This window comes from Lysobacter yananisis, assembly GCF_031199375.1.
Classification (GTDB): domain Bacteria; phylum Pseudomonadota; class Gammaproteobacteria; order Xanthomonadales; family Xanthomonadaceae; genus Lysobacter; species Lysobacter yananisis.
Genome location: NZ_CP133568.1, coordinates 3,909,358 through 3,929,936, shown reverse-complemented (window position 1 = coordinate 3,929,936; position 20,579 = coordinate 3,909,358). Strand labels below are relative to the sequence as shown.

The window sequence follows — 20,579 nt, the reverse complement described above, 5'->3', positions numbered from 1 at the left end:
GCACAACCGCGGCGCGGTTCGCGCGCCGGTTCGCTGCGGGACCGGACCGCGTCGACGACCTCAACCGTCGGTCGAGCGGCCGGCCCAATGGGTGCGGAAAGACCCCGGCGCGCGAAGTGCGGCGCATGCGCGCGAGTTTCGCCCTGCTCCGCCCGCCGCCCGGCTCATCCCGCCGACAGCAATCGCCACGCCAGCCATGCCGGCACGCCGAGATAGAACGCCGCCCGGCCCAGCCATTCCAGCGCGTCGCGCACCGCCGCGGCTTGCGTGGCGCGCAAGATCGCGGCCGCCGCCACCGCGATCTCGATACCGATCCGCAACACCGCCGCGAGCAGCATCAGGCCGATCGACCACGACGCCCACCAGATCAGCAGGCCGGTCAGGTACGCGCCGAGCCCGTAGCTGTAGTACTCGCCGAAGGTGCCGCCGAAGGCGATGACCTGATGCAGCCGGAACGCCACCAACGCCAGCAGCAGCGGCAACAGCGCGAACTTCGCCAGCGGGTGATCGAGCCGGCGCCGGTGCGCGTCGGCGCGGGCCTGGGCCCACTCGGCCCAGGCGGCGGCGAAGCGGCCCTCCCAGCGCACCGACGCGCCGCCGGCGGCCAACAGGCGCAGCAGCGATTGCGGCCGCGCCAGCGCCAGGCCTCGGGTCCAGCGCGGACCCTCGGCCAGGCGCACGTCGACGCCGCTGCCCGGCAGCGCGATGCGCCACGGCCTCAACGCGGCGACCGATGCCAGCGGCAGTTCGATCCGCTGCCGCCGCTGCTCCAGCACCCACCTCCCGTCCTCGACCCGCAGTTGCGCCGCGAACGCGCGCCCGATCGCCCACGCCGCCACCGCCGGCGCCACCACCGCCATCGCGAACAAGCGCAGTTGCGACAGGGATTGGATCTGCAAACCGATCCGGGTCAGCATGTCGAACGCCAGCCACGCCAGCCCCAGGCCGGCGCACAGCCGCAGCGCGCCGGCCAGCGCGCGCCAGGGCGGCGTCAGCACCGCCGCATCGACCGTGGTTTCCTCGCGCGCCGCGGCGGCCGCGCGACGGCGCGCCGACTGCCACACCGCCAGCATCGCCAATCCCAGCAACACTCCCGCGCCCGCGCGCCCGACCCAATCGCCCCAGCGCACCATCAGCGTCGGCATCGGCGCGCGCGCGCCGATCGCCGCGGTCAGCACCGCCCGGTCGCCGGTCGCGGTGTGCGCCAGCACTTCGCCGCTCTCGTCGATGATCGCGCTGAGCCCGTTGCTGGTGACGCGCACCTGCGGCAGCCGGGTCTCGATGCTGCGGAACGCCGCGACCGCCAGGTGCAGGCGCGCGCCCACCGGGTAATGGGTGAACCAGGAATCGTTGGACATGCCGACGATCGCCTGCGCGCCGAGCCGGGCGCCGTCGATGGCGAGGTCGGGATGCACGTCGTCCAGGCAGATCAGCGGCACCACGTTGACTTCGCGTCCGTCGGCGCTGCGCAGCGGCAGCACCCGCGCGCCGTCGCCCGGGCGCCAGCCGCCGGTCCACGGCAGCGCGCGGCGCAACAGCGGGCCGTCGAGCCACGCCGGCACGTACTCGGTCAGCGGGAACGGATAGGTCTTGCGGTAGACGCCGAGCAGGCCCTTGCCCGGCTCCAGCAACGCGGCCGCGTTGTACTCGCCGAGCGCGTCGCGGTCGTAGGTGCCGAACACCAGCGGCACGCCGGCGTGATCGACGAAGCCCTGCAGTTCGCGGTCGAACGCGGCGCCGTCTTCGCTGCGCGGATGGCCGAAACTGGTGGGATAGACCGTCTCCGACCACAGCAGCACGTCCGCGCCGTGATCGTTGATCGCCGAGGCCGACAGCGCGTAGTGCGCGTCGAGCACCTTGCGCACCACCGCATAGGCGCCGATCTGCCCGCGCAGGCGCTCGTAGTCGACGATGCTGGCCTGGACCATCGCCACCCGCAACGACTGCGCCGGCGCCGGCGGCGCCTGCAAGGCCGCGCGCCGCGCCATGCCGTAGCCGCCCATGCACGCCACGATCAGCGCCGCGGCCGCGAGCGGCCGCGCCAGCGCGCGCGCGCCCTGTCCGCGCCGTTCGATCGCCGTCGCCACGGCTTCGTTGACCAGCAGCAGCAACGCGGTCAGCCCGGCGGCGCCGCCGAGGTCGGCGACCTGGCGCAACGTCGCCGACGGATACAGGCCGTGCCCCAGGGTGTCGCCCAGCGCTTTCGGCGCCAGCCACTCGCAGGCGAGCCACGCCGAGGTCGCGGCCAGCGCGCGCAGCGCCGGGCCGTAGCGGCGCCCGGCCCATTGCCTCGCCAGCGCGAAGGCCAGCCATTGCGGCTGCATCAGCGGCGCCAGCGCCAGCAGCGCCGCGGTCGCCGTCGTCGCGCCGACGCCGACATAGGCGCCGATCGCCGCGCCGAACCAATAGAACACCGCCGCGACGAAGGCGACGCTCATCAGCGCGCCGCTCGCCAGCGCGCCGCGCAAGGTCGTGCCGCGCCCGAGCGCCAGCAGCCACGGCACCAGCGCGACGAAGCCCAGGCCCCAGGCGAGGCCGCCGCGGGCGTACAGGCCGAGCAAGAGCGCAGTGGCGAGAATGCCGGCCGGACCGCGCCAGCGGGACAGGGACGACCGCTCCTGGACCAAATCGAACGCTCCGTGTCGCGGTGTCAGTGGCGGGGAATCTCGATCTGCCGCTGCGGCATGCCCGGCGGCGCCAGTTCCGGCGGCACGATCCGGTTGTCCGGCATCGCGATCGGCCGCCCGCGCGCGTCGCGCAGGACGAAACCGGGCGCGAACATCAGCACCGGTTCGATCGGCACGCCTTCGTCGGTGACCTGGTGATGGCGCACGTAGCCGGTCGGCAGTTCGTAATCGGCCGGCACCGCCAGACCGGCCAGCGGCGGGCTGGTGCCGGGCGGATTGAACGCGCCGATGCCGGTGCGCACGCCGGCCTGGTGCAAGGCCTCGATGACCTGCGCGCCGCTCGGCTCCGGATCGCCGGGGCGGAAATACGCGGCGAGGTCGTCGGGATCGTCGCTCGGCATCGTCGGCGGTTCCTGCCGCGACGCCGCGCGCGCCGCGGCGTCGGCCGCCGGCGAACCGCCCACGGACGCGGCGGCGGCATCGTGTTGGATGCGCGCCGGCGGCATGCCGCCGGCGTTGGCGCCGCGCACGGGCCACAACCACCAGCCGACCAGCGCCCCGACGACGGCGACGGCGACACAGGCCGCGCCCCATCGCCGGCCATCGCGCGCCGGCGGTTTCGCGATCACGCGCAGGCCCGCGCCGTCCGCGCGGGACGGCGAAGCCTGCGCGCGATTGCGTTCGGTCATGGCGCTAAGCCCTTAGCCTGCGCGCGGTTCACGGGCTCGCCGGCTGATACACCGACAAGGCCCAACCCATGCGCTCGTGCCCGTACTGGTTCCAGATCGGGTTGCGGCCGCTGTTGATGGTCGGATAGCGCGACGCGCCGCTGCCGGTGGTGCCGCCCCACAGGCCGGCCGAGACCGTGCCGCCGGTGTAGGTCGGGTGGGTGTCGTCGGACTGGATGTAGTCGTAGGAACTCGACGAGGAAACGAACTTGGCGTTGGCGTCGCGCAAGGTCGCGCGCAAGGTCACCGCGATGCGGTTGACGTAGCTGGCCTCCGAGTCGCCGACCACGTAGCGCAGCGCGTCGGCGTCGATCTGGCCGTCGCCGTTGCTGTCGTAATCCGCGCCCATGTACTGGGCGAAGCTGTCGGCGCACTTGAAGCCCTTCTGGCGCGCGTACTCGCACGTCCAGTAGTTCATCTTGGCGATCGCCGGCAGGAACTTGTCGCGCAGGCTCACGGTCTGGCCGGTGGCGGCGTCGCGGCACGAGCTCTGCACGTTGTCGGCGGCGTAGCCGGGGTAGTACAGGTTGGAGACGACCTTGAGCTTGACGTTGGCGTGGGCATTGGCGTTGATGTAGTCCATCGCCGCGGCCACGTAGGTCTTGCACGAGTTCACCGCCGAATCCAGCACGGCGTAGTTGCAGGTGCCGGTCTGTTCCTTGAACGCGGTGCGCGCCTGCAGCCCGTCGTTGCCGCACATCTCGAAGCTCACCGCGCGGGTCGAGGCGGCCTGCATGTAGGAGCGCTCGGCGACGATCTTGTTCTCGTACACGTCGCGCGCCACCGCGCCGGACTTGGCCCGGCGGACGTTCTCGATGTCGGCGTTCCAGCGCGCCGACAGGTATTCGGCGTCCACCGTCGGCGCCGAGTACTTGGCCGCGTTGCTGATCGAGCCGTTGTAGCCGGCGAAGATCGAATCGCCGTAGGCGACGGTGCGGTAGACGGTGCTGGTGCCGGCCCGGTCGATGGTCCACGACACGTTCTGGTTCAAGGTGCTGGCCATGGCCGGCGCGCAGAGCGCGAACAGGGCCGCAGCCGGGAGCAACCGCCCCGCGTTGTTGCGGAACAGAGTCTTCATCCTTAATTCCCCTTCGAGATGATGTACGCGGCGGGCGCACGCGGGCGCCCGGTGAGAAAGTGCGGAAGGCAGAAGCTGGGCGATACGGGCGGTACGAGCGACACGGACAATCCAGCGCGAGCCCGGTGCGCAGGCTCGCTTCGCGACAAGTCCGACTCATGACAACGCGGCCGCGGCCGGCGCCGCCGTCGCCGATCTGCGACGGACCTCAACGACGGCCGACTGCGATGCCGCTGCGCCGCCCCTGTCATCGCCCCCCGGACGCTAGCGTACGGTTTCGAGCCGGCGCAATGTGCGCTGCAACAGCCGCGCCGGGCGGCATCACGTTTTCGCGATCGCGATGGCGCGGACGCCGCGGCGCGCGCGCAAGTCGACGCACCGGGCGAACGTCGCGACCGGCCGCGGCGATCCAGGCAACGGACCGCGCGCGCGGCTGCGCGAACCGCCGCGCCGGCCGACGCATGCTCCCGCGCCGGGGCCGCCAGGGCGAGAACGCGACGCCGGTCCGCGATCGTCGAATCCCGCATCGGATCGGCGCGGCCTGTTCGCGTCGCGCCCGCGCCCGGCGCGGTGGGCGATGCGGTTTGCTTCATAATCGGCGCATAAAGCCGCATCGACTCCGACGCCGCTCTACACGCTTTCAGGTCAAGTATGGAATTCGGCATCGAAGTGATTGCGCTGCTCATGGCGGTGGCGTTCGTGGCGGGCGTGATCGACGCGCTCGCCGGCGGCGGCGGACTGCTGACGATCCCGGCGCTGATGGCCGCGGGCATTCCGCCGGTCGCCGCGATCGCCACCAACAAGCTGCAGAGCAGTTTCGGCACGGCCAGCGCCGTGTATGCGTTCGCGCGCAAGGGCAGGATCGATTTCCGCCGCTTCCGCAAGCCCGCGCTCGCCGCGTTCGCGGGCTCCGCGCTGGGCGCCCTGACCCTGCAACACGTTTCCCCGGCGTTCCTCAGCGGACTGATCCCGGTGCTGCTGATCGCGATGGTGGTCTACTTCGCGCTCGCGCCCAAAGCCTCCGAGGACGACCGGCACAGCCGCCTCGGTCCCGCGGCGCTGGTCGGCCTGGTCGCCGCGATCGGCTTTTACGACGGCTTCTTCGGCCCCGGCACCGGCGCGTTCCTGACCACCGCGCTGGTCGCCTTGTTCGGCATGGGGCTGGTCTCGGCCACCGCGCACACCAAGTTCCTCAACCTCTCCAGCAACGTCGCCGCGCTGCTCGCCCTGATCGTCGGCGGCCAGGTGCTGTGGACCCTGGGCCTGCTGATGGCGCTGTCGAGCGTGCTCGGCGGCCAGCTCGGCGCGCACCTGGCCTTGCGCGTCGGCGCGCGGGTGATCCGCCCGCTGCTGCTGGTCATGTCGCTGCTGCTGACCGCCAAACTGTTGTCGGACCCGGCCAACCCGCTGACCCGCTCGGTGCTGGGCCTGTTCTGAGACGCGCCGCCGCGGCGCGGGCACGCGCGGTCTGTGGCGTTCTGCCGCATCCGGCCTGCGCCGCCGCGTCTCTACAGTCGCAAGCCGGACTGGAGCGATGCGATGAACGACATGGGCGGCATGGACCTCAACGGGCGCTCGCGGCGGGCGGCCCTGCTCCACCTGGGCCTGGCCGCCTCGGCGGTCGCGCTGACGGCGGGCGCCGCGCGGGCAACCGGCGGCGCAAACGGCGCGAACGATGCCGGCGACGATCTGATGCGGGTCGGCATGGTCGTCTTCGACGGCTTCCAGTTGCTCGACGTGTTCGGCCCGCTGGAAATGTTCGGCGCCCTGCGCGACCGGCTGCGGATCGTCATCCTCGCGCAGAACACGGGCCTGGTCGCGAGCAGCGCGGGGCCTGCGGTCGCGGTCGATCGCGCGTTCGCGGACGCGCCCGACCTGGACGTGCTGCTGGTTCCGGGCGGAATGGGCACCCGCCGCGAAGTCGGCAACGCCGCGCTGATCGAAGCGGTCAAGGCGCTGGCGCTGAAGACGCCGCATGTCGCCAGCATCTGCACCGGCGCGGCGATCCTGGCCCGTACCGGCGTGCTCGACGGCGCCAGGGCCACCACCAACAAGCGCGCGTTCGCCTGGGCCACCGCGCAGGGGCCCAAGGTCGATTGGGTCGAGCGGGCGCGTTGGGTCGAGGACGGAAAATATTTCACCTCCTCGGGCATCTCGGCGGGAATGGACATGTCGTTGGCGCTGATCGCCAAGCTGTTCGGCGGAGATACCGCGACGCGAGTGGCGAACGGCGCCGAATACCGCTGGAACCGCGATCCGGACGAGGATCCGTTCGCCGCGCTCAACGGTTTGGCGCGATGACCCGGGCCGCGTGTCGCGCGCGCGGCGCGGCCGCCGCCGCGAACGCGCCGCGACCGCCGGGCGCGCGAACCGCCGGGTCGGGCAAGACGATCTAGGGCCATCCCTAGTGCCTCCGCGCGCCGGCCGGGGGTAGGTTCGGACTGCGGCGCCGGCCCCCTGCGCCGTCCCCCCTGTCCGAACGGACCACAAGGAGCGTACCCATGGCCGAATCCTCTTCCGGCGCCTCCGGCGTCGCCGGCTCCGACGCCGCCAGCAACGCCAACGCCGCCAACCAGGCCCAGGCCGACGCGCAGCTCGGCGCGATGACCCAGGAAGCCACCGCCGCCGCGCAGAGAGCCGCCGACGCGGCCGCCGCCGCGGCCCGCGCCTGCAACGATCCCCAGGCCGCCAAAGAAGCCGCCGAAGCCGCGCAGCAAGCCGCCAAAGCCGCCGAGGAAGCCGCGCAGGCGGTCGACGACGCGATCGGCGGCATGATCACCACCGACGCCCAGTTGGAAGCGCACGAGGAAGCCGGCAACGCCGCCGCCGCGGCGGCCCGCTCGGCCGAAGCCGCCCAGGCCGCCGCCGACCGCGCCGCCGAATCGCGCTGCGAAGGCGTGCCGATGTCGCAGGCGCAGCCGCCGGGGCCGACTCAGGGCCTGTCGCTGGCGACGATCAGCCAGCTCGATCCGCGCAACGCCTGATCCTGGCGCGCCGCAGCGCGGCGCCTGCGTCCGCCGCGGCTTCGCCGGCGTACGCCGATTGCCGCGCGGGCCGCGCTGCGCCAAGCTGGCGGCCGCATTCGCACCGCGACAGGCGCCGCCCGATGACCGACGAGCAAGCGCCCGCACGCGCAGCGACGGACCGCGAACGATCGCGCGAGGAACCGGCCGAATGCCTGCTGTTGGCACGTTTCCTGGCCGAGCTCGACGCGTGCGCAGACGCCATCGACGCCGCCTTGCACTTCGACGACCGCGCCGCGGTGAAGCCCGGCTACGACCGACTCATGCGCGTCGCCGCCGCGTATCGCGACCGCTGGCCGCGCCGGCCCTGCGCAAGCGCGCAGACGGCCGATGCCGACGCCTGCCGCGAAGCGGTCGCCGCCGCCGAAGCGGTCGCGGCGGTGCTGGACCAGATGTCCGCCGGCGTGTCGAGCTATCAAGGCCTGGCCGGCGAACTCGCGCGAGCGCGGGCCCGGCTCGCTGCCGCGCTCGCGCACCCGGACCGCTGAGTCCGCGCCCCGCCCGCGGCGCGCTCAGCCCGACGCCGCCGGCGGCGCCGGGTGCGAGGAGCGATGGCGGAACTTGCGGGTCAACCATTCGCCTAGGTCGTCGATGACGGTGAAGGCCGCCGGAATCACGATCAGGCTGAGCAGGGTCGAGGTGATCAGGCCGCCGATCACCGCGATCGCCATCGGCGCGCGGAAGCTGGAGTCGCCGGAGAAGCCCAGCGCGATCGGCATCATGCCCGCGCCCATCGCCAGCGTGGTCATGACGATCGGCTGGGCGCGCTTGCGGCAGGCGTCGATCAGCGCGTCGTGCTGGGTCATGCCGTGCTCGTCCTCGGCGATCACCGCGTAGTCCACCAGCAGGATCGAGTTCTTGGTGGCGATGCCGATCAGCATCAGTAGGCCGATCAAGGCCGGCAGCGACAGCATGTTCTGGGTCAGCAGCAGCGCGCCGAACGCGCCGCCGGCGCACAGCGGCACCGCGGTCAGGATGGTCAGCGGCATCAGCGCGTGGTTGAACAACAGCAACAGCACCATGTAGATGCAGGCCAGCCCCGCCGCCATCGCCAACAGGAAGCCGATGAACAGTTCGACGAAGACCTCGGCGTCGCCGGTGTTGAGGAAGCTCACGCCCGGCGGCAGTTGCTTGACGCTCGGCAGCCCCTGCACCGTCTCCATGACCTCGCCCAGCGGGCGGCCGTTGAGTTCGGCGGTCAGGGTCACGTTGCGCTGGCGCTGGTAGCGCGAAATCTGCGAAGGGCCGCTGCCCATGCGGATCTCGGCGACCGCCGCCAGCGGCACCGGGCCGTTGCGGCCGGGCACGCGCAGCTGGCCGATCAACGCCGGATTCGCCAGCGTCGCCTCGGCGAAGCCGACCCGGATCGGAATCTGCCGGTCCGGCAGGTTGAGCTTGGCCAGGCGCTGTTCGTAGTCGCCGGCGGTGGCGATGCGCGCGGCCTCGGCGATGTCGGCGGTCGCCACGCCCAGGTCGGCGGCGCGGGCCGGATTGGGCACGATCTGGATTTCCGGCCGCAGCAGCGACGCCGACGAGGTCACGCTGCCCAACCCCGGGATCGCGCGCAGATCGCGCTCCAGCGCGATCGAGGCGTCCTGCAGCCGCTGCGGATCGTCGCCGGACAGCACCAGTTGCAGCAGGTTGCCGGGCTCGGAACTGACATAGCTCACCCGCACCCCGGCCAGGTCGGCCAAGCGCGCGCGCGCGTCGCGCTCGAGCGCGCGCTGGTCGCGTTCGCGGTCGTCGGCCAGGCCCCAGTCCAGCACCAAGGTGGCCTTGCGCACGTCCGGCACGCCGGTGGTCGAGGGGTCGCCCAGGTCCAGCACGCTGCCGATCGCGGTATAGACCTGCTTGAGTTCGGGCATGTCCTTGAGCAGCGCGCGCGCGCGCTCGGCGACCGCGCGGGTCTCCTCCAGGCGCGTGCCCGGCGGCAGTTCCAGGCTCAGGTTGCTGCGGCCCAGGTCCGACTGCGGGATGAAGGTGGCCGGGATCAGCGGCACCAGCGCCAGCGAAGCGACGAACAGCGCGGTGGCGATCCACAGCGTGCGCGCGCGATGGCGCAGCGCGGCGTCGACCCAGCCCAGGTACCAGCGCATCAGCCGGGTATCGCCGGTTTCCTCGCCGTGCGGCTTGAGCAGGTAGGCCGCCATCATCGGGGTGAGCAGGCGCGCGACCAACAGCGAGAACAGCACCGCGGTCGCCGCGGTCCAGCCGAACTCGCGGAAGAACTTGCCGGCGATGCCGGGCATGAACGCCACCGGCACGAACACCGCCGCCAGGGTCAGCGAGGTCGCGATCACTGCGTTGCCGATCTCGCCCGCGGCCTCGCGCGCGGCCTCCAGCGGCGGCTTGCCCATGCGCAGGTGGCGCACGATGTTCTCGATCTCGACGATGGCGTCGTCGACCAGGATGCCGACCACCACCGACAGCGCCAGCAGGGTGATCAGGTTCAAGGTGAAGCCGAACCAGTACATCACCGCGAAGGTCGGGATGATCGACAGCGGCAGCGCCAGCGCCGACACCCAGGTCGCGCGCCAGTTGCGCAGGAACGCGAACACCACCAGCAGCGCCAGCAGCGCGCCCTCCCACAGCATCGTCATCGACGAATCGTAGGAGCGGTGGGTCTCGTCTATGGCGGTGGTGACCAGGCGGAAATCGATGCCGGGGTGGCCGGCCTTGAGCCGGTCCAGCGCCGCGTGCACGCCGGCTTCGACCTTGACCTCGCTGGAGCCGCGCGTGCGCGACATCGAGAAGGCGACCACGTCGCGGCCGTCCAGCAGCGCCGCTTCGCTGGGGTCGGCGGCGGCGTCGCTGACCCGCGCCAGCGTGGACAGCCGCACCGCGCGTCCGTCGGGCAGGCTGATCGAGTAATCGCGCAGCGCCTTGGCATCGGCGACGGTGCCCAGGGTGCGGATGGTCTGCTGCGCGCCGTCCAGCTCGGCCTTGCCGCCGGCGCGCTCGACCTGGATCGCCGCCAGCTGCCGCGACACGGCGCCGGCGGTGACGCCGTAAGCGAGCAAGGCGTTGGGGTCCATGTCCACCCGCACCTGCCGATCCACGCCGCCGACCCGGGTGACCCGGGCCACGCCGGGCACGCCGTACATGGCGCGGGAGACTTCGCGATCGACGAACCAGCTGGCCTCGTCCGCGCTCATCTGCGGCGCCACCAGCGCGTAGGTCATCAGCGAGCCGCCGATCTCGACCTTGGAGATCACCGGTTCCTGGATGTCCTGCGGCAGGTCGGTGCGGATGCGGGTGACCGCGTCGCGGGTGTCGTCCAGCGCGGTGGCCAGGTCGGCTTCGAGCTGGAACTCGATCTGGGTGGTGCTCACGCCCTCGCTGACCGTCGACATCACCCGCTTGACGTTGGTGACGGTGGCCACCGAGTCCTCGATCTTGCGGGTGACCTCGGCCTCCAGCTGGCTCGGCGAGGCGCCCGGCTGGGTCACCGTGACCGTGGTCATCGGGAACGCGATGTCGGGAAAGCGCGCCACCGGCAACTGGTGGAAGCCCCACAGTCCGGCGACGCAGAGCACGAAGAACACCATCATCGCCGGCAGCGGCCGGCGGATCGCCCAGGCGGAGAAATTCACGGCGCGCGCTCCGCGGCGGCGGGCACCACCCGCACGCGGTCGCCGTCGCCGAGGAAGCCGGCGCCGCCGCTGACCACGCGCTCGCCCGGCTTGAGCCCGTCGACGATCTCGATATGGCCGCGCGCGGTCTGGCCGGTGCCGACCCGGCGGCGCTGCACCGAGTGCGCGTCCTTCATCGTGAACACATAGCTGTGGCCGTCGCGCTGCACCACCGCGGCGGCGGGCACCATCAGCGCCTGGCCGTCGCCGGTGACGATGCGGCCCTCGACGAAGACTCCGGGCTTGAGCGGGCCGGGCTGCGGCAGGTCGGCGTAGACCGTGCCGGTCCGGGTCTGCGCATCGACGCCGGGACTGACCGCGCGGATGCGGCCGGCGACGGACCGGGCGCCGTACGCCAGTTCCACCGGGTCGCCGACGCCGACGTCGGCCAACTGCGCCTCGGACAGTTCGGCGCGCCATTCCAGCCGGCCGTCGCGGATCAGCCGCAGCAGCTCGGCGCCGGCCGAGACCACCTGGCCCGGCTGCACCAGGCGCTTGGACACCACGCCGTCGGCGGGCGCGCGCAGTTCGGCGAAATCGCGGCGCAAGCCGGCGGCATCGCGGCTGGCGCGGGCGGTGGCGACCTGCGCCTCGGCCTGCACCCGGGTCGCGCGCAGCTCGTCCAGACTGCTGGCGCTGATCAACTGCGTAGCGGCGAGCTTGGCGCCGCGGTCGTAGTTCACCTGCGCCAGCGTCAGCGAGGCCTGGGCCTGTTTCAAGCTGGCCTGCGCCTGGGCGAGCTCGCTGTCCAGGGTGCGGCGATCCAGTTCCAGCAGCACTTGCCCGCGGCGCACCGACTGGCCGACGTCTACATGCAGCGCGGTCACGCGCTGGCCGCTGAGCTCCACGCCCAGCAGCATCTCCTCGTAGGCCGACACCGGGCCCGACACGCTGACCGAGCGCTGCACCGGCTGCAACCGCGCCTGGCTCAGCGAGACCGCGAGCGCCGACGCATCGGCGCCGGCGGCGGCCGCCGCGTCCGGTTTCTCCGCGCAGCCCAGCAAACCCGCACACACAGCGATCAGGGCGAACCAACGGATTGTTGAAGGCATCGGGGCTTCGTCAGGGGCGTGGAGGGGCCGCGCGCAGCCCGGCGGCGCGGGCGCCGCCGGTTTCGCGGCGATCGCGGCAGCCTAGTGTGGCGGATTTAGAAGTTATTAAAGTCCGCGACGTTGCCGCGGCGCGAGGATCGCGCATACGCCGCGCCCCACTCCGCCCGGCGCGGGCCCTGGCGCAGCGGCGCGGACCGGGCGCCGCGGCCGCGATGCCGGCGTCGCCGCGGGCCGGACGTGTCTGGACGGCCCCGATTGTCCATACTGGTCGCCAATTCGCTGCACCGAAATTATCTAAATCGTTGAATCAAATGCAGAAAACCCAGAAAGCCGGCGCCAGCAAGGGCGCTGAAGAACATACCCCCCTGATGAAGCAGTTCTTCGCCGCCAAGAGCGAGCACCCCGACGTGCTGCTGTTCTTCCGCATGGGCGATTTCTACGAACTGTTCTACGACGACGCGCGCAAGGCCGCGCGCCTGCTCGACATCACCCTGACCCAACGCGGCGCCTCGGCCGGCCAGCCGATCCCGATGGCGGGCGTGCCGCACCACTCCGCCGAAGGTTATCTGGCGCGGCTGGTGGCGCTGGGCGAGTCGGTGGCGATCTGCGAGCAGATCGGCGATCCGGCCCTGGCCAAGGGCATCGTCGAACGCAAGGTGGTACGCGTCATCACCCCGGGCACGGTCACCGACGAGGCGCTGCTCAACGAACGCCGCGACACCTTGCTGCTGGCGGTCTCGCGCGGCAAGAGCGGTTGGGGCCTGGCCTGGGCGGACCTCGCCGCCGGCCGTTTCCTGGTCAACGAAGTGGCGAGCGAAGACGCGCTGGAAGCCGAACTGGCGCGGCTGGAGCCGGCCGAAACGCTGATGCCCGACGAAGACGGCTGGGGCGCGTTCGTATCCGAGCGCAACGGCGTGCGCCGGCGCGCGCCGTGGCTGTTCGACGTCGACAGCGGCCGCCGCCAGTTGCTGCGCTTCTTCGGCCTGCACGACCTGTCCGGCTTCGGCCTGGAAGACAAGCCGCTCGCGGTCGCCGCCGCGGCCGCGCTGCTGGGCTATGTCGAGGAAACCCAGAAGCAGCGCCTGCCGCACCTGACTTCGATCGCGGTGGAATCCGGCGACGGCGCGATCGCCATGAACGCCGCCACCCGCCGCCATCTGGAACTCGACAGCCGCATCGACGGCGACAGCCGCACTACCCTGCTCGGCGTGCTCGACAGCACCGTCACGCCGATGGGCGGGCGCCTGCTGCGGCGCTGGCTGCACCGGCCGCTGCGCGACCGCGCCGCGCTGCGCCACCGCCACCAGGCGGTCGCCACGCTGATCGAAAGCCGCGCCGGCGACGACGTGCGCGAACGTTTCCGCGCGCTCGGCGACCTCGAACGCATCCTCTCGCGCATCGCCCTGCGCAGCGCGCGCCCGCGCGACCTGTCGACGCTGCGCGACGGCCTGGGCCTGCTGCCGGACGTGCGCGGCCTGCTGCGCCCGCTCGACGCGCCGCGCCTGGCCGCGCTGGCCGACGAACTCGGCGAGCACGATGCGCACGCGCACCTGCTGGCCGAGGCGATCGTGCCGCAGCCGCCGGTGCTGGCGCGCGACGGCGGCGTGTTCGCGCCCGGCTACGACGCCGAGCTCGACGAGCTGCGCACGCTGTCGACCAACGCCGACCAGTTCCTGGTCGACCTGGAAGCGCGCGAGCGCATCGCCAGCGGCATCCCCACGCTCAAGGTCGGCTACAACCGCGTCCACGGCTATTACCTGGAAGTCAGCAAGGCCCAGGCCGAGAAGGCGCCGACCCACTACACCCGCCGCCAGACCCTCAGCAACGCCGAGCGCTACATCACCGAAGAGCTCAAGCAGTTCGAGGACAAGGTGCTGTCGGCGCGCGAACGCGCCCTGGCCCGCGAGCGGCTGCTGTACGAACAGCTGCTCGACGCGCTCAACGAACGCCTGGAACCGCTCAAGCGCTGCGCCGCGGCGCTGTCGGAACTGGACGTGCTGTGCGCGTTCGCCGAACGCGCCGCCAGCCTGGACTGGTCGCAGCCGGAGCTGACCGAGGCGCCGGGCCTGTGCATCCTGCGCGGCCGCCACCCGGTGGTCGAGGCGGTGCGCAGCGAGCCGTTCGAGCCCAACGACCTGGTGCTCGACGACAGCAACGGCCGCCGCATGCTGGTCATCACCGGCCCGAACATGGGCGGTAAATCCACCTACATGCGCCAGAACGCGCTGATCGTGCTGCTCGCGCACATCGGCAGCTTCGTGCCGGCCGCGCGCGCGACGCTCGGCCCGGTCGACCGCATCCTGACCCGCATCGGCGCCGGCGACGACCTCGCCCGCGGCCAGTCGACCTTCATGGTCGAGATGAGCGAGACCAGTTACATCCTCCACCACGCCACCGACTGTTCGCTGGTGCTGATGGACGAGATCGGCCGCGGCACCTCGACCTACGACGGCCTGGCCCTGGCCGAGGCCTGCGCGCGCCACCTGGCGCACCACAATCGCGCCTACACCTTGTTCGCGACCCACTACTTCGAACTGACCGCGCTGGCCGAACCGGGCAACGGCATCGCCAACGTGCACCTGGACGCGGTCGAACACCGCGACCAGAGCGGCAACGAGCAACTGGTGTTCATGCACGCGGTCAAGGACGGCCCGGCCGACCGCAGCTTCGGCCTGCAGGTGGCGGCGCTGGCCGGCCTGCCCAAGTCGGTGGTCAAGCAGGCGCGCGGGCGCCTGATCGAACTGGAGAACCAGGGCCGCGAAACGCCGAAGCCGTCGTTCGCCAAGGCCGCGCTGGATGCGCCGCAGCAGTTCGGTCTGTTCGCCGCGTCGTCCTCGGCCGCGTTGGACGCGCTGGCCGAAGTCGATCCGGACGAACTGACGCCGAAGCAGGCGTTGGAAGCGTTGTACCGGATCAAGGCGCTGGCCTGAACGCCGTACCCATGGCCCAAGCGCTGCAGTGACTGAATGCTGCAGTGGGAGGGCCTTCAGGCCCGATGCCTTTCGCTCGGATCGCGATGATCGGACACAAAAGCATCGGGCCTGAAGGCCCTCCCACAACAACAAGCGCAACGCTCTTGTGGAAGGGGCTTCAGCCCCGACGCTCTCCTCCCAGCCACCGCGCAATCTGTGACCGCCACAACCCGCTCCCGCCCGCGAGCCACGCACCCCAGCCGCTAAACTGTCGCCCGGAACGGACACCGGAGCGCCTGTGGAAGCCCTGCTATTCCTGGTCGGCATCGTCGCCGGCCTGATCCTCGCCCGCCTTTATCGCCCCGCCGTGCCGAGCGCGCAGGCCCTCGTCGCGCAAACCGCCAGCCGCGACGTCGACAGCGACGGCGCGGACGCGAGCGGGACCGAAGCGTCCGCCGCGCCCGCCGAGGACAGCGCCGCGCAGGCCGGGGAAACGCCGCAGGAGCGCCTGTTCGCCCTGGTCCGCCGCCTCGACGCGCTCGACGAACGCATCCAGCGCCCGCAGGATCTGCTCGCCTTGCCCGAGTTCCACCAGGGCGCGGAACTGCTCGCCGACCCGGCGCTGTTCGATGCCGAGGAACTGATCCGCCACCTCACCGGCTCCGGCTACGTGCTGCAGTCGATGGTGACCAAGGCCTTGCCGCGTCGCCCCGATGTCGCGCTCGAACCGGTGCTCGACCAGGCCGGCGGTTTCGGCGGCTATCCGCTGCACTTCCTGATCGAACATCTGCGCACCCGCGCCGACGCCGGCGCGCTGCCGCGGCTGCTGCGCCACGCCCAACCGTGGTGGTGGGATTTCGCCCCGGTGCGCCAGCACCTGCGCGACTACCTGCAGTGGGCCGAACAGTTCGGCCCGGCGCCGGCCGCGCCGGCGCTGGACGATCTCGAGGAAAGCGCCGCCGGCCAGCTGCGCGACACGCTCAAGCGCTTCGATTCGCCGATGCTGCAGCCGTTGATCGAGCAGGCCGAGCGCGCCGTCGGCCGCCGCCGCGAAACCCGCGTGCTCGGCGCGTTCGGCCGGGTCGACGCCGCGCCCAAGCCGGGCGTGCGCGTGGCCCACGCCGCGCTGGAACAACAGCTCGAACGGCTGCACGAACTGCTGACCGGCGACGCCGCGGCCTCGGTGCTGGTGACCGGCGAGCACGGCGTCGGCAAGACCGTGCTGATCGACCTGCTGGCCCAGCGCCTGCAAGCCGAAGGCTGGCTGGTGTTCGAGGCCAGCGCGGCGGAAGTCCTGTCGGGCCAGAGCTACATCGGCGAATTGGAAGAACGCGTGCGCGAGATGCTCGCCGTGCTCGACCGCCCGCGCGCGCTGTGGCGCGCGCCGGAGTTCTTCGACCTGCTCGCCAAGGGCTCGCACTCGCGCGACCCGCGCGGCCTGCTCGACCTGGTGCTGCCGGCGATCGAGCGCGGCCGCCTGCGCGTGATCGGCGAGATCACTCCGCGCCAACTGGCCCAGTTGCTGGTCGCGCGGCCGGTGATCAAGCACCACTTCGAACTGCTCAACCTGATGCCGCTGGAACCGGCCGCGCTGGCCCCGCTCGCCGCGCAATGGGCGCGGATCGAAAGCGAGCGCCTGGGCCGCGAGGTCGCCGGCGAACGCACCCTGGCCGAGGCCGCGCGCATGGCCGCGCAGTACTTCCCCGAACAGCACGAACCCGGGCGCCTGCTGCGCCTGCTCGGCGACGCGCTGCAGGCCGCGTGCGCGCAAGAGCCGGCGGCGCTGCCGCTCGACGGCGAACGCCTGCTCGCGACCATCGCCCAGCGCAGCGGCCTGCCGCTGGAAGTCATCGACGACCGCCAGAGCCTGGACCTGGAGCGCCTGCGCGAGTTCTTCCGCCGCCGCGTGCTCGGCCAGGACGAAGCGGTGGACGCGCTGCTCGACCGCATCGCCATGCTCAAGGCCGGCCTGACCGACAACGGCCGGCCGATCGGCGTGTTCCTGTTCGCCGGCCCCACCGGCACCGGCAAGACCGAACTGGCCAAGGCCCTCGGCGAGTTGCTGTTCGGCAGCGACGAACGCCTGCTGCGCCTGGACATGAGCGAGTTCCAGTCCGAGGACTCGGCCTGGCGCCTGACCGCCGACGAAGGCGGCGCCGGCGGCGTGCGCTCGCTGACCTCGCGCATCCGCGAGCAGCCGTTCTCGGTGGTGCTGCTGGACGAATTCGAGAAGGCGCATCCGAAGGTGTGGGACCTGTTCCTGCAGGTGTTCGACGACGCCCGCCTGAGCGACCGCAGCGGCCACACCGCCGACTTCCGCCACAGCATCATCATCCTCACCAGCAACGTCGGCTCGACCATTTCGCGCAGCGCCGGGCCCGGCTTCACCTCGGTGCGCGGCGGCTATTCGCGCAGCGCGGTGGAGAAGGCGCTGTTCGAGACCTTCCGCCGCGAGTTCATCAACCGCCTCGACCGGGTGGTGCTGTTCAATCCGCTCGACCGCGCGCTGATGCGCGAGATCCTGCACAAGGAACTCGCCCGCGTGCTGACCCGGCGCGGCCTGCGCAACCGCGACTGGGCGGTGGAATGGGAGCCTTCGGCGATCGAGTTCCTGCTCGACCGCGGCTTCACCCCGGACCTCGGCGCGCGCCCGCTGCGCCGCGCGATCGAGCACTACCTGCTGGCGCCGCTGGCGCGCAGCATCGTCGAGCACCGCGCGCCGCAGGGCGATCAGTTCCTGTTCGTGCGCAGCGCCGGCGACAAGCTCGACGTCGAGTTCATCGATCCCAATCCCGCCGCCGGCGCGCTCGCGGCGCCGGCGCCGACGCCGCAACCGGCCGACGCCGCAACCGCGCCCGCCACCGACGACCTGCGCGATCTGGTCTACGCGCCGGTCGCCGGCAGCGAGGCGGTCGCGCGCCTGGACGCGCGGCTGGCGGCGCTGGAAGACACCGTGCTCGGTGCGCACTGGCGCGGCGAGCGCGAAGCCGACTACGCGCGCATGGCCGCCGCCGGTTTCTGGGAATCGCCCGACCGCCACGCCGCGCTCGACCGGATCGAACGCCGCGACCGCATCGAAAGCGCGCTCGACACCGCGCTGCGCCTGCAGCAACGGCTCGGCCGCGACGGCGGCAACGCCCGCTTCGTGCAATCGCTGGCGCAGTTGCTGTTCCTGCTCGGCCTGGCGGTGGACGCGCTGCGCGGCGAGCGCCCGCAGGACGCGCTGGTGGAGATCGACCTCAGCGAATCGGCGCAGCCGCGCCAGGGCCAGGACCTGCGCGCGTGGTGGCGGCAGGTGCTGGACATGTACTTGGCCTGGGCCCAACGCCGCAACATGCGCGTGCAAGTGCTGCGCGAAGACCGCGAGCGCGGCAGCGCCTGGCTCGCGGTCAGCGGCTTCGGCGCGTTCGAGCTGCTGCAGCACGAGGCCGGCCTGCACGTGTACGAAGACAAGGCCGACGACCAGACCCAGCGCCTGTCGGTACTGGTCCAGGTCGCGCCCGACCTGCCCGGCCGCGCGCGCCAGGCGCAGGGCGCGCCGGCGTCCGCGGGCGGCGAAAGCGAGCGGCGCATCGCCCGGCGTTATCGGCAGTCGCCGGCGCCGCTGGTGCGCGACGGCGTGCGCGGCTGGCGCAGCGGGCGGCTCGATCGGGTGCTGGCGGGCGAGTTCGATGCGATAAGCGGCGAGTGATGCGTTCGCGGCTGCGTTGAAGCATGGTCGCGGCTGAGATGAAAGCGTCGGGCCTGAAGGCCCTCCCACAACAGCCGAGCGCGTCGGCCGCTGTTGTGGGAGGGCCTTCAGGCCCGACGTTCTTTTCCAGACGCCACGCCACCTGCGACCGCGCTCACAACAACGCACTCCATCGCGACCGCAATAGCTCATCCCTATCGAACAAGTCGAAACATTCGATTTCCTAATCCCACCCCACCGCACTTATCGTCGAGGCTCCTCCCCATCCCAGGCACGGAGCCAGCATGAGCCCGCCCGACGATTCCAAGCCCCGCAGCAAACTCACCACCGCCTTCGGCGCGCCGGTGGTCGACAACCAGAACAGCATGACCGCCGGCCCGCGCGGCCCGCTGCTGATGCAGGACCTGTGGCTGATCGAGAAGCTCGCCAACCTCAACCGCGAGATCATCCCCGAGCGGCGCATGCACGCCAAAGGCTCCGGCGCGTTCGGCACCTTCACCGTCACCGGCGACATCCGCCGCTACACCCGCGCCAAGATCTTCGACGGCATCGGCAAGCAGACCCCGATGTTCGCCCGCTTCACCACCGTCGCCGGCGAGCGCGGCGCCGCCGACGCCGAGCGCGACATCCGCGGCTTCGCGCTGAAGTTCTACACCGAGGAAGGCAACTGGGATCTGGTCGGCAACAACACGCCGGTGTTCTTCGTGCGCGATCCGCGCAAGTTCCCCGACCTCAACAAGGCGGTCAAGCGCGACCCGCGCAGCAACCTGCGCAGCGCGCGCAACAACTGGGACTTCTGGACCAGCCTGCCCGAGGCGCTGCACCAGGTCACCATCGTCATGAGCGACCGCGGCATCCCGGCCAGCTATCGCCACATGCACGGATTCGGCTCGCACACCTACAGCTTCATCAACGCCGACAACGAGCGCTACTGGGTCAAGTTCCACCTCAAGACCCAGCAGGGCATCAAGAACCTCACCGACGCCGAGGCCGGCGAGCTGATCGGGCGCGACCGCGAAAGCCACCAGCGCGACTTGTTCGAAGCGATCGACCGCGGCGACTTCCCGAAGTGGAAGGTCTACATCCAGGTCATGCCCGAGCTCGACGCGGACAAGGTGCCCTACCATCCCTTCGACCTGACCAAGGTCTGGCCGAAGAAGGACTACCCGCTGATCGAGGTCGGCGAGATGGAGCTCAACCGCAATCCCGACAATTTCTACGCCGACGTCGAGCAGAGCGCGTTCGCGCCGAACAACCTGGTGCCGGGCATCAGCTACTCGCCGGACAAGATGCTGCAGGCGCGGCTGTTCGCCTATTCCGACGCGCAGCGCTACCGGCTCGGGGTCAACCACCACCAGATCCCGGTCAACGCCGCGCGCTGCCCGGTGCACAGCAACCACCGCGACGGCGCCATGCGCGTGGACGGCAACTACGGCGGCGAGCTGCATTACGAGCCCAACAGCTACGGCCAGTGGCAAGAGCAGCCCGAGTACCGCGAGCCGCCGCTGCGCATCAACGGCGACGCGGATTTCTGGAACTTCCGCGAGGACGACGCCGATTACTACTCCCAGCCCGGCGACCTGTTCCGGCTGATGACCCCGGCCCAGCAACAAGCGCTGTTCGACAACACCGCGCGCGCGATGGGCGATGCGCCGGAATTCATCAAGCGCCGCCACATCGGCAACTGCGCCAAGGCCGATCCGGCCTACGGCGCAGGCGTCGCCAAGGCGCTGGGCCTGGGCGACTGAAACGTCCGCCGCGCCGCTCCTACACGGCCTGCGTGTAGGAGCGGCGCAAGCCGCGACCGCGAAACCTCACGCCCGCGGCGCAAGCTCG

The 20,579-nt window shown here is 71.6% G+C and carries 12 protein-coding genes and 2 pseudogenes; 8 read left to right on the top strand and 6 right to left on the bottom strand.

Annotated elements, in window-relative coordinates; genetic code table 11:
* Positions 1 to 164: 164 nt before the first annotated feature.
* The 3 genes from lnt to RDV84_RS16450 all read right to left on the bottom strand — a co-directional run bounded on the left by lnt (position 165) and on the right by RDV84_RS16450 (position 4,433).
* Positions 165 to 2,561, bottom strand: a complete 2,397-nt coding sequence (gene lnt / locus RDV84_RS16460; protein WP_309150945.1) for an apolipoprotein N-acyltransferase — start codon at positions 2,559 to 2,561, stop codon at positions 165 to 167.
* 89 nt (positions 2,562 to 2,650) lie between these two features.
* Entirely contained in the window at positions 2,651 to 3,316 is a 666-nt protein-coding gene (locus RDV84_RS16455) for a hypothetical protein (protein ID WP_309150944.1), read from the bottom strand.
* Between the two features lie 28 nt (positions 3,317 to 3,344).
* The gene (locus RDV84_RS16450; protein ID WP_250449735.1) at positions 3,345 to 4,433 is read right to left on the bottom strand and encodes a hypothetical protein; all 1,089 of its coding nucleotides are present in this window, start codon (positions 4,431 to 4,433) and stop codon (positions 3,345 to 3,347) included.
* Between the two features lie 651 nt (positions 4,434 to 5,084).
* Here RDV84_RS16450 and RDV84_RS16445 point away from each other — a divergent pair.
* The 4 genes from RDV84_RS16445 to RDV84_RS16430 all read left to right on the top strand — a co-directional run bounded on the left by RDV84_RS16445 (position 5,085) and on the right by RDV84_RS16430 (position 7,944).
* Positions 5,085 to 5,870, top strand: a complete 786-nt coding sequence (locus tag RDV84_RS16445; protein WP_057948139.1) for a TSUP family transporter — start codon at positions 5,085 to 5,087, stop codon at positions 5,868 to 5,870.
* Positions 5,871 to 5,972: 102 nt separating this feature from the next.
* The gene (locus RDV84_RS16440) at positions 5,973 to 6,734 is read left to right on the top strand and encodes a DJ-1/PfpI family protein (RefSeq protein WP_309150943.1); all 762 of its coding nucleotides are present in this window, start codon (positions 5,973 to 5,975) and stop codon (positions 6,732 to 6,734) included.
* Between the two features lie 200 nt (positions 6,735 to 6,934).
* Positions 6,935 to 7,417 (top strand): hypothetical protein, encoded by a 483-nt coding sequence (locus RDV84_RS16435; protein ID WP_309150942.1) that lies wholly within the window; start codon positions 6,935 to 6,937, stop codon positions 7,415 to 7,417.
* A 122-nt stretch (positions 7,418 to 7,539) separates the two neighbouring features.
* On the top strand, positions 7,540 to 7,944 hold the full coding sequence (locus RDV84_RS16430; protein WP_309150941.1) for a hypothetical protein: 405 nt from the start codon (positions 7,540 to 7,542) through the stop codon (positions 7,942 to 7,944).
* Positions 7,945 to 7,968: 24 nt separating this feature from the next.
* Here RDV84_RS16430 and RDV84_RS16425 read toward each other — a convergent pair whose 3' ends face one another.
* Positions 7,969 to 11,049 carry an efflux RND transporter permease subunit gene (locus tag RDV84_RS16425; RefSeq protein WP_309150940.1) on the bottom strand — a complete coding sequence of 1,027 codons (3,081 nt, stop codon included), beginning with the start codon at positions 11,047 to 11,049 and terminating at the stop codon, positions 7,969 to 7,971.
* Positions 11,046 to 12,140 (bottom strand): efflux RND transporter periplasmic adaptor subunit, encoded by a 1,095-nt coding sequence (locus RDV84_RS16420; protein ID WP_309150939.1) that lies wholly within the window; start codon positions 12,138 to 12,140, stop codon positions 11,046 to 11,048. Before RDV84_RS16420 ends, RDV84_RS16425 begins: the two co-directional genes overlap by 4 nt.
* Positions 12,141 to 12,451: 311 nt before the next feature.
* On the opposite strand from RDV84_RS16420, the gene mutS reads away from it, so the two are divergent.
* On the top strand, positions 12,452 to 15,070 hold the full coding sequence (gene mutS, locus RDV84_RS16415; RefSeq protein WP_425606245.1) for a DNA mismatch repair protein MutS: 2,619 nt from the start codon (positions 12,452 to 12,454) through the stop codon (positions 15,068 to 15,070).
* On the opposite strand, the pseudogene RDV84_RS26665 reads toward mutS, so the two are convergent.
* Positions 15,054 to 15,185: pseudogene (locus RDV84_RS26665) on the bottom strand (DUF6053 domain-containing protein); the annotation flags it as partial. The gene mutS and the pseudogene RDV84_RS26665 overlap by 17 nt on opposite strands.
* Between RDV84_RS26665 and RDV84_RS26660 the strand changes: the two are divergent.
* The 3 genes and pseudogenes from RDV84_RS26660 to RDV84_RS16405 all read left to right on the top strand — a co-directional run.
* Positions 15,127 to 15,393 (top strand): annotated as a pseudogene (locus RDV84_RS26660) (DUF6053 domain-containing protein); the annotation flags it as partial. The pseudogenes RDV84_RS26665 and RDV84_RS26660 overlap by 59 nt on opposite strands.
* Positions 15,351 to 18,743, top strand: coding sequence for an AAA family ATPase (locus tag RDV84_RS16410; protein ID WP_309150937.1), 3,393 nt, complete (start codon positions 15,351 to 15,353; stop codon positions 18,741 to 18,743). The pseudogene RDV84_RS26660 and the gene RDV84_RS16410, both read left to right, overlap by 43 nt.
* A 284-nt stretch (positions 18,744 to 19,027) precedes the next feature.
* Complete coding sequence (locus RDV84_RS16405; RefSeq protein ID WP_309150936.1) at positions 19,028 to 20,491, top strand: catalase; 1,464 nt, start codon at positions 19,028 to 19,030, stop codon at positions 20,489 to 20,491.
* Positions 20,492 to 20,579: the final 88 nt, after the last annotated feature.

Bases quoted from the DNA above. Each gene is read 5' to 3' on its own strand.
- RDV84_RS16455 (WP_309150944.1), bottom strand. From the start codon at position 3,316: ATGACCGAACGCAATCGCGCGCAGGCTTCGCCGTCCCGCGCGGACGGC.
- RDV84_RS16450 (WP_250449735.1), bottom strand. From the start codon at position 4,433: ATGAAGACTCTGTTCCGCAACAACGCGGGGCGGTTGCTCCCGGCTGCG.
- RDV84_RS16445 (WP_057948139.1), top strand. From the start codon at position 5,085: ATGGAATTCGGCATCGAAGTGATTGCGCTGCTCATGGCGGTGGCGTTC.
- RDV84_RS16440 (WP_309150943.1), top strand. From the start codon at position 5,973: ATGAACGACATGGGCGGCATGGACCTCAACGGGCGCTCGCGGCGGGCG.
- RDV84_RS16435 (WP_309150942.1), top strand. From the start codon at position 6,935: ATGGCCGAATCCTCTTCCGGCGCCTCCGGCGTCGCCGGCTCCGACGCC.
- RDV84_RS16430 (WP_309150941.1), top strand. From the start codon at position 7,540: ATGACCGACGAGCAAGCGCCCGCACGCGCAGCGACGGACCGCGAACGA.
- RDV84_RS16420 (WP_309150939.1), bottom strand. From the start codon at position 12,140: ATGCCTTCAACAATCCGTTGGTTCGCCCTGATCGCTGTGTGTGCGGGT.
- mutS (WP_425606245.1), top strand. From the start codon at position 12,452: ATGCAGAAAACCCAGAAAGCCGGCGCCAGCAAGGGCGCTGAAGAACAT.
- RDV84_RS16405 (WP_309150936.1), top strand. From the start codon at position 19,028: ATGAGCCCGCCCGACGATTCCAAGCCCCGCAGCAAACTCACCACCGCC.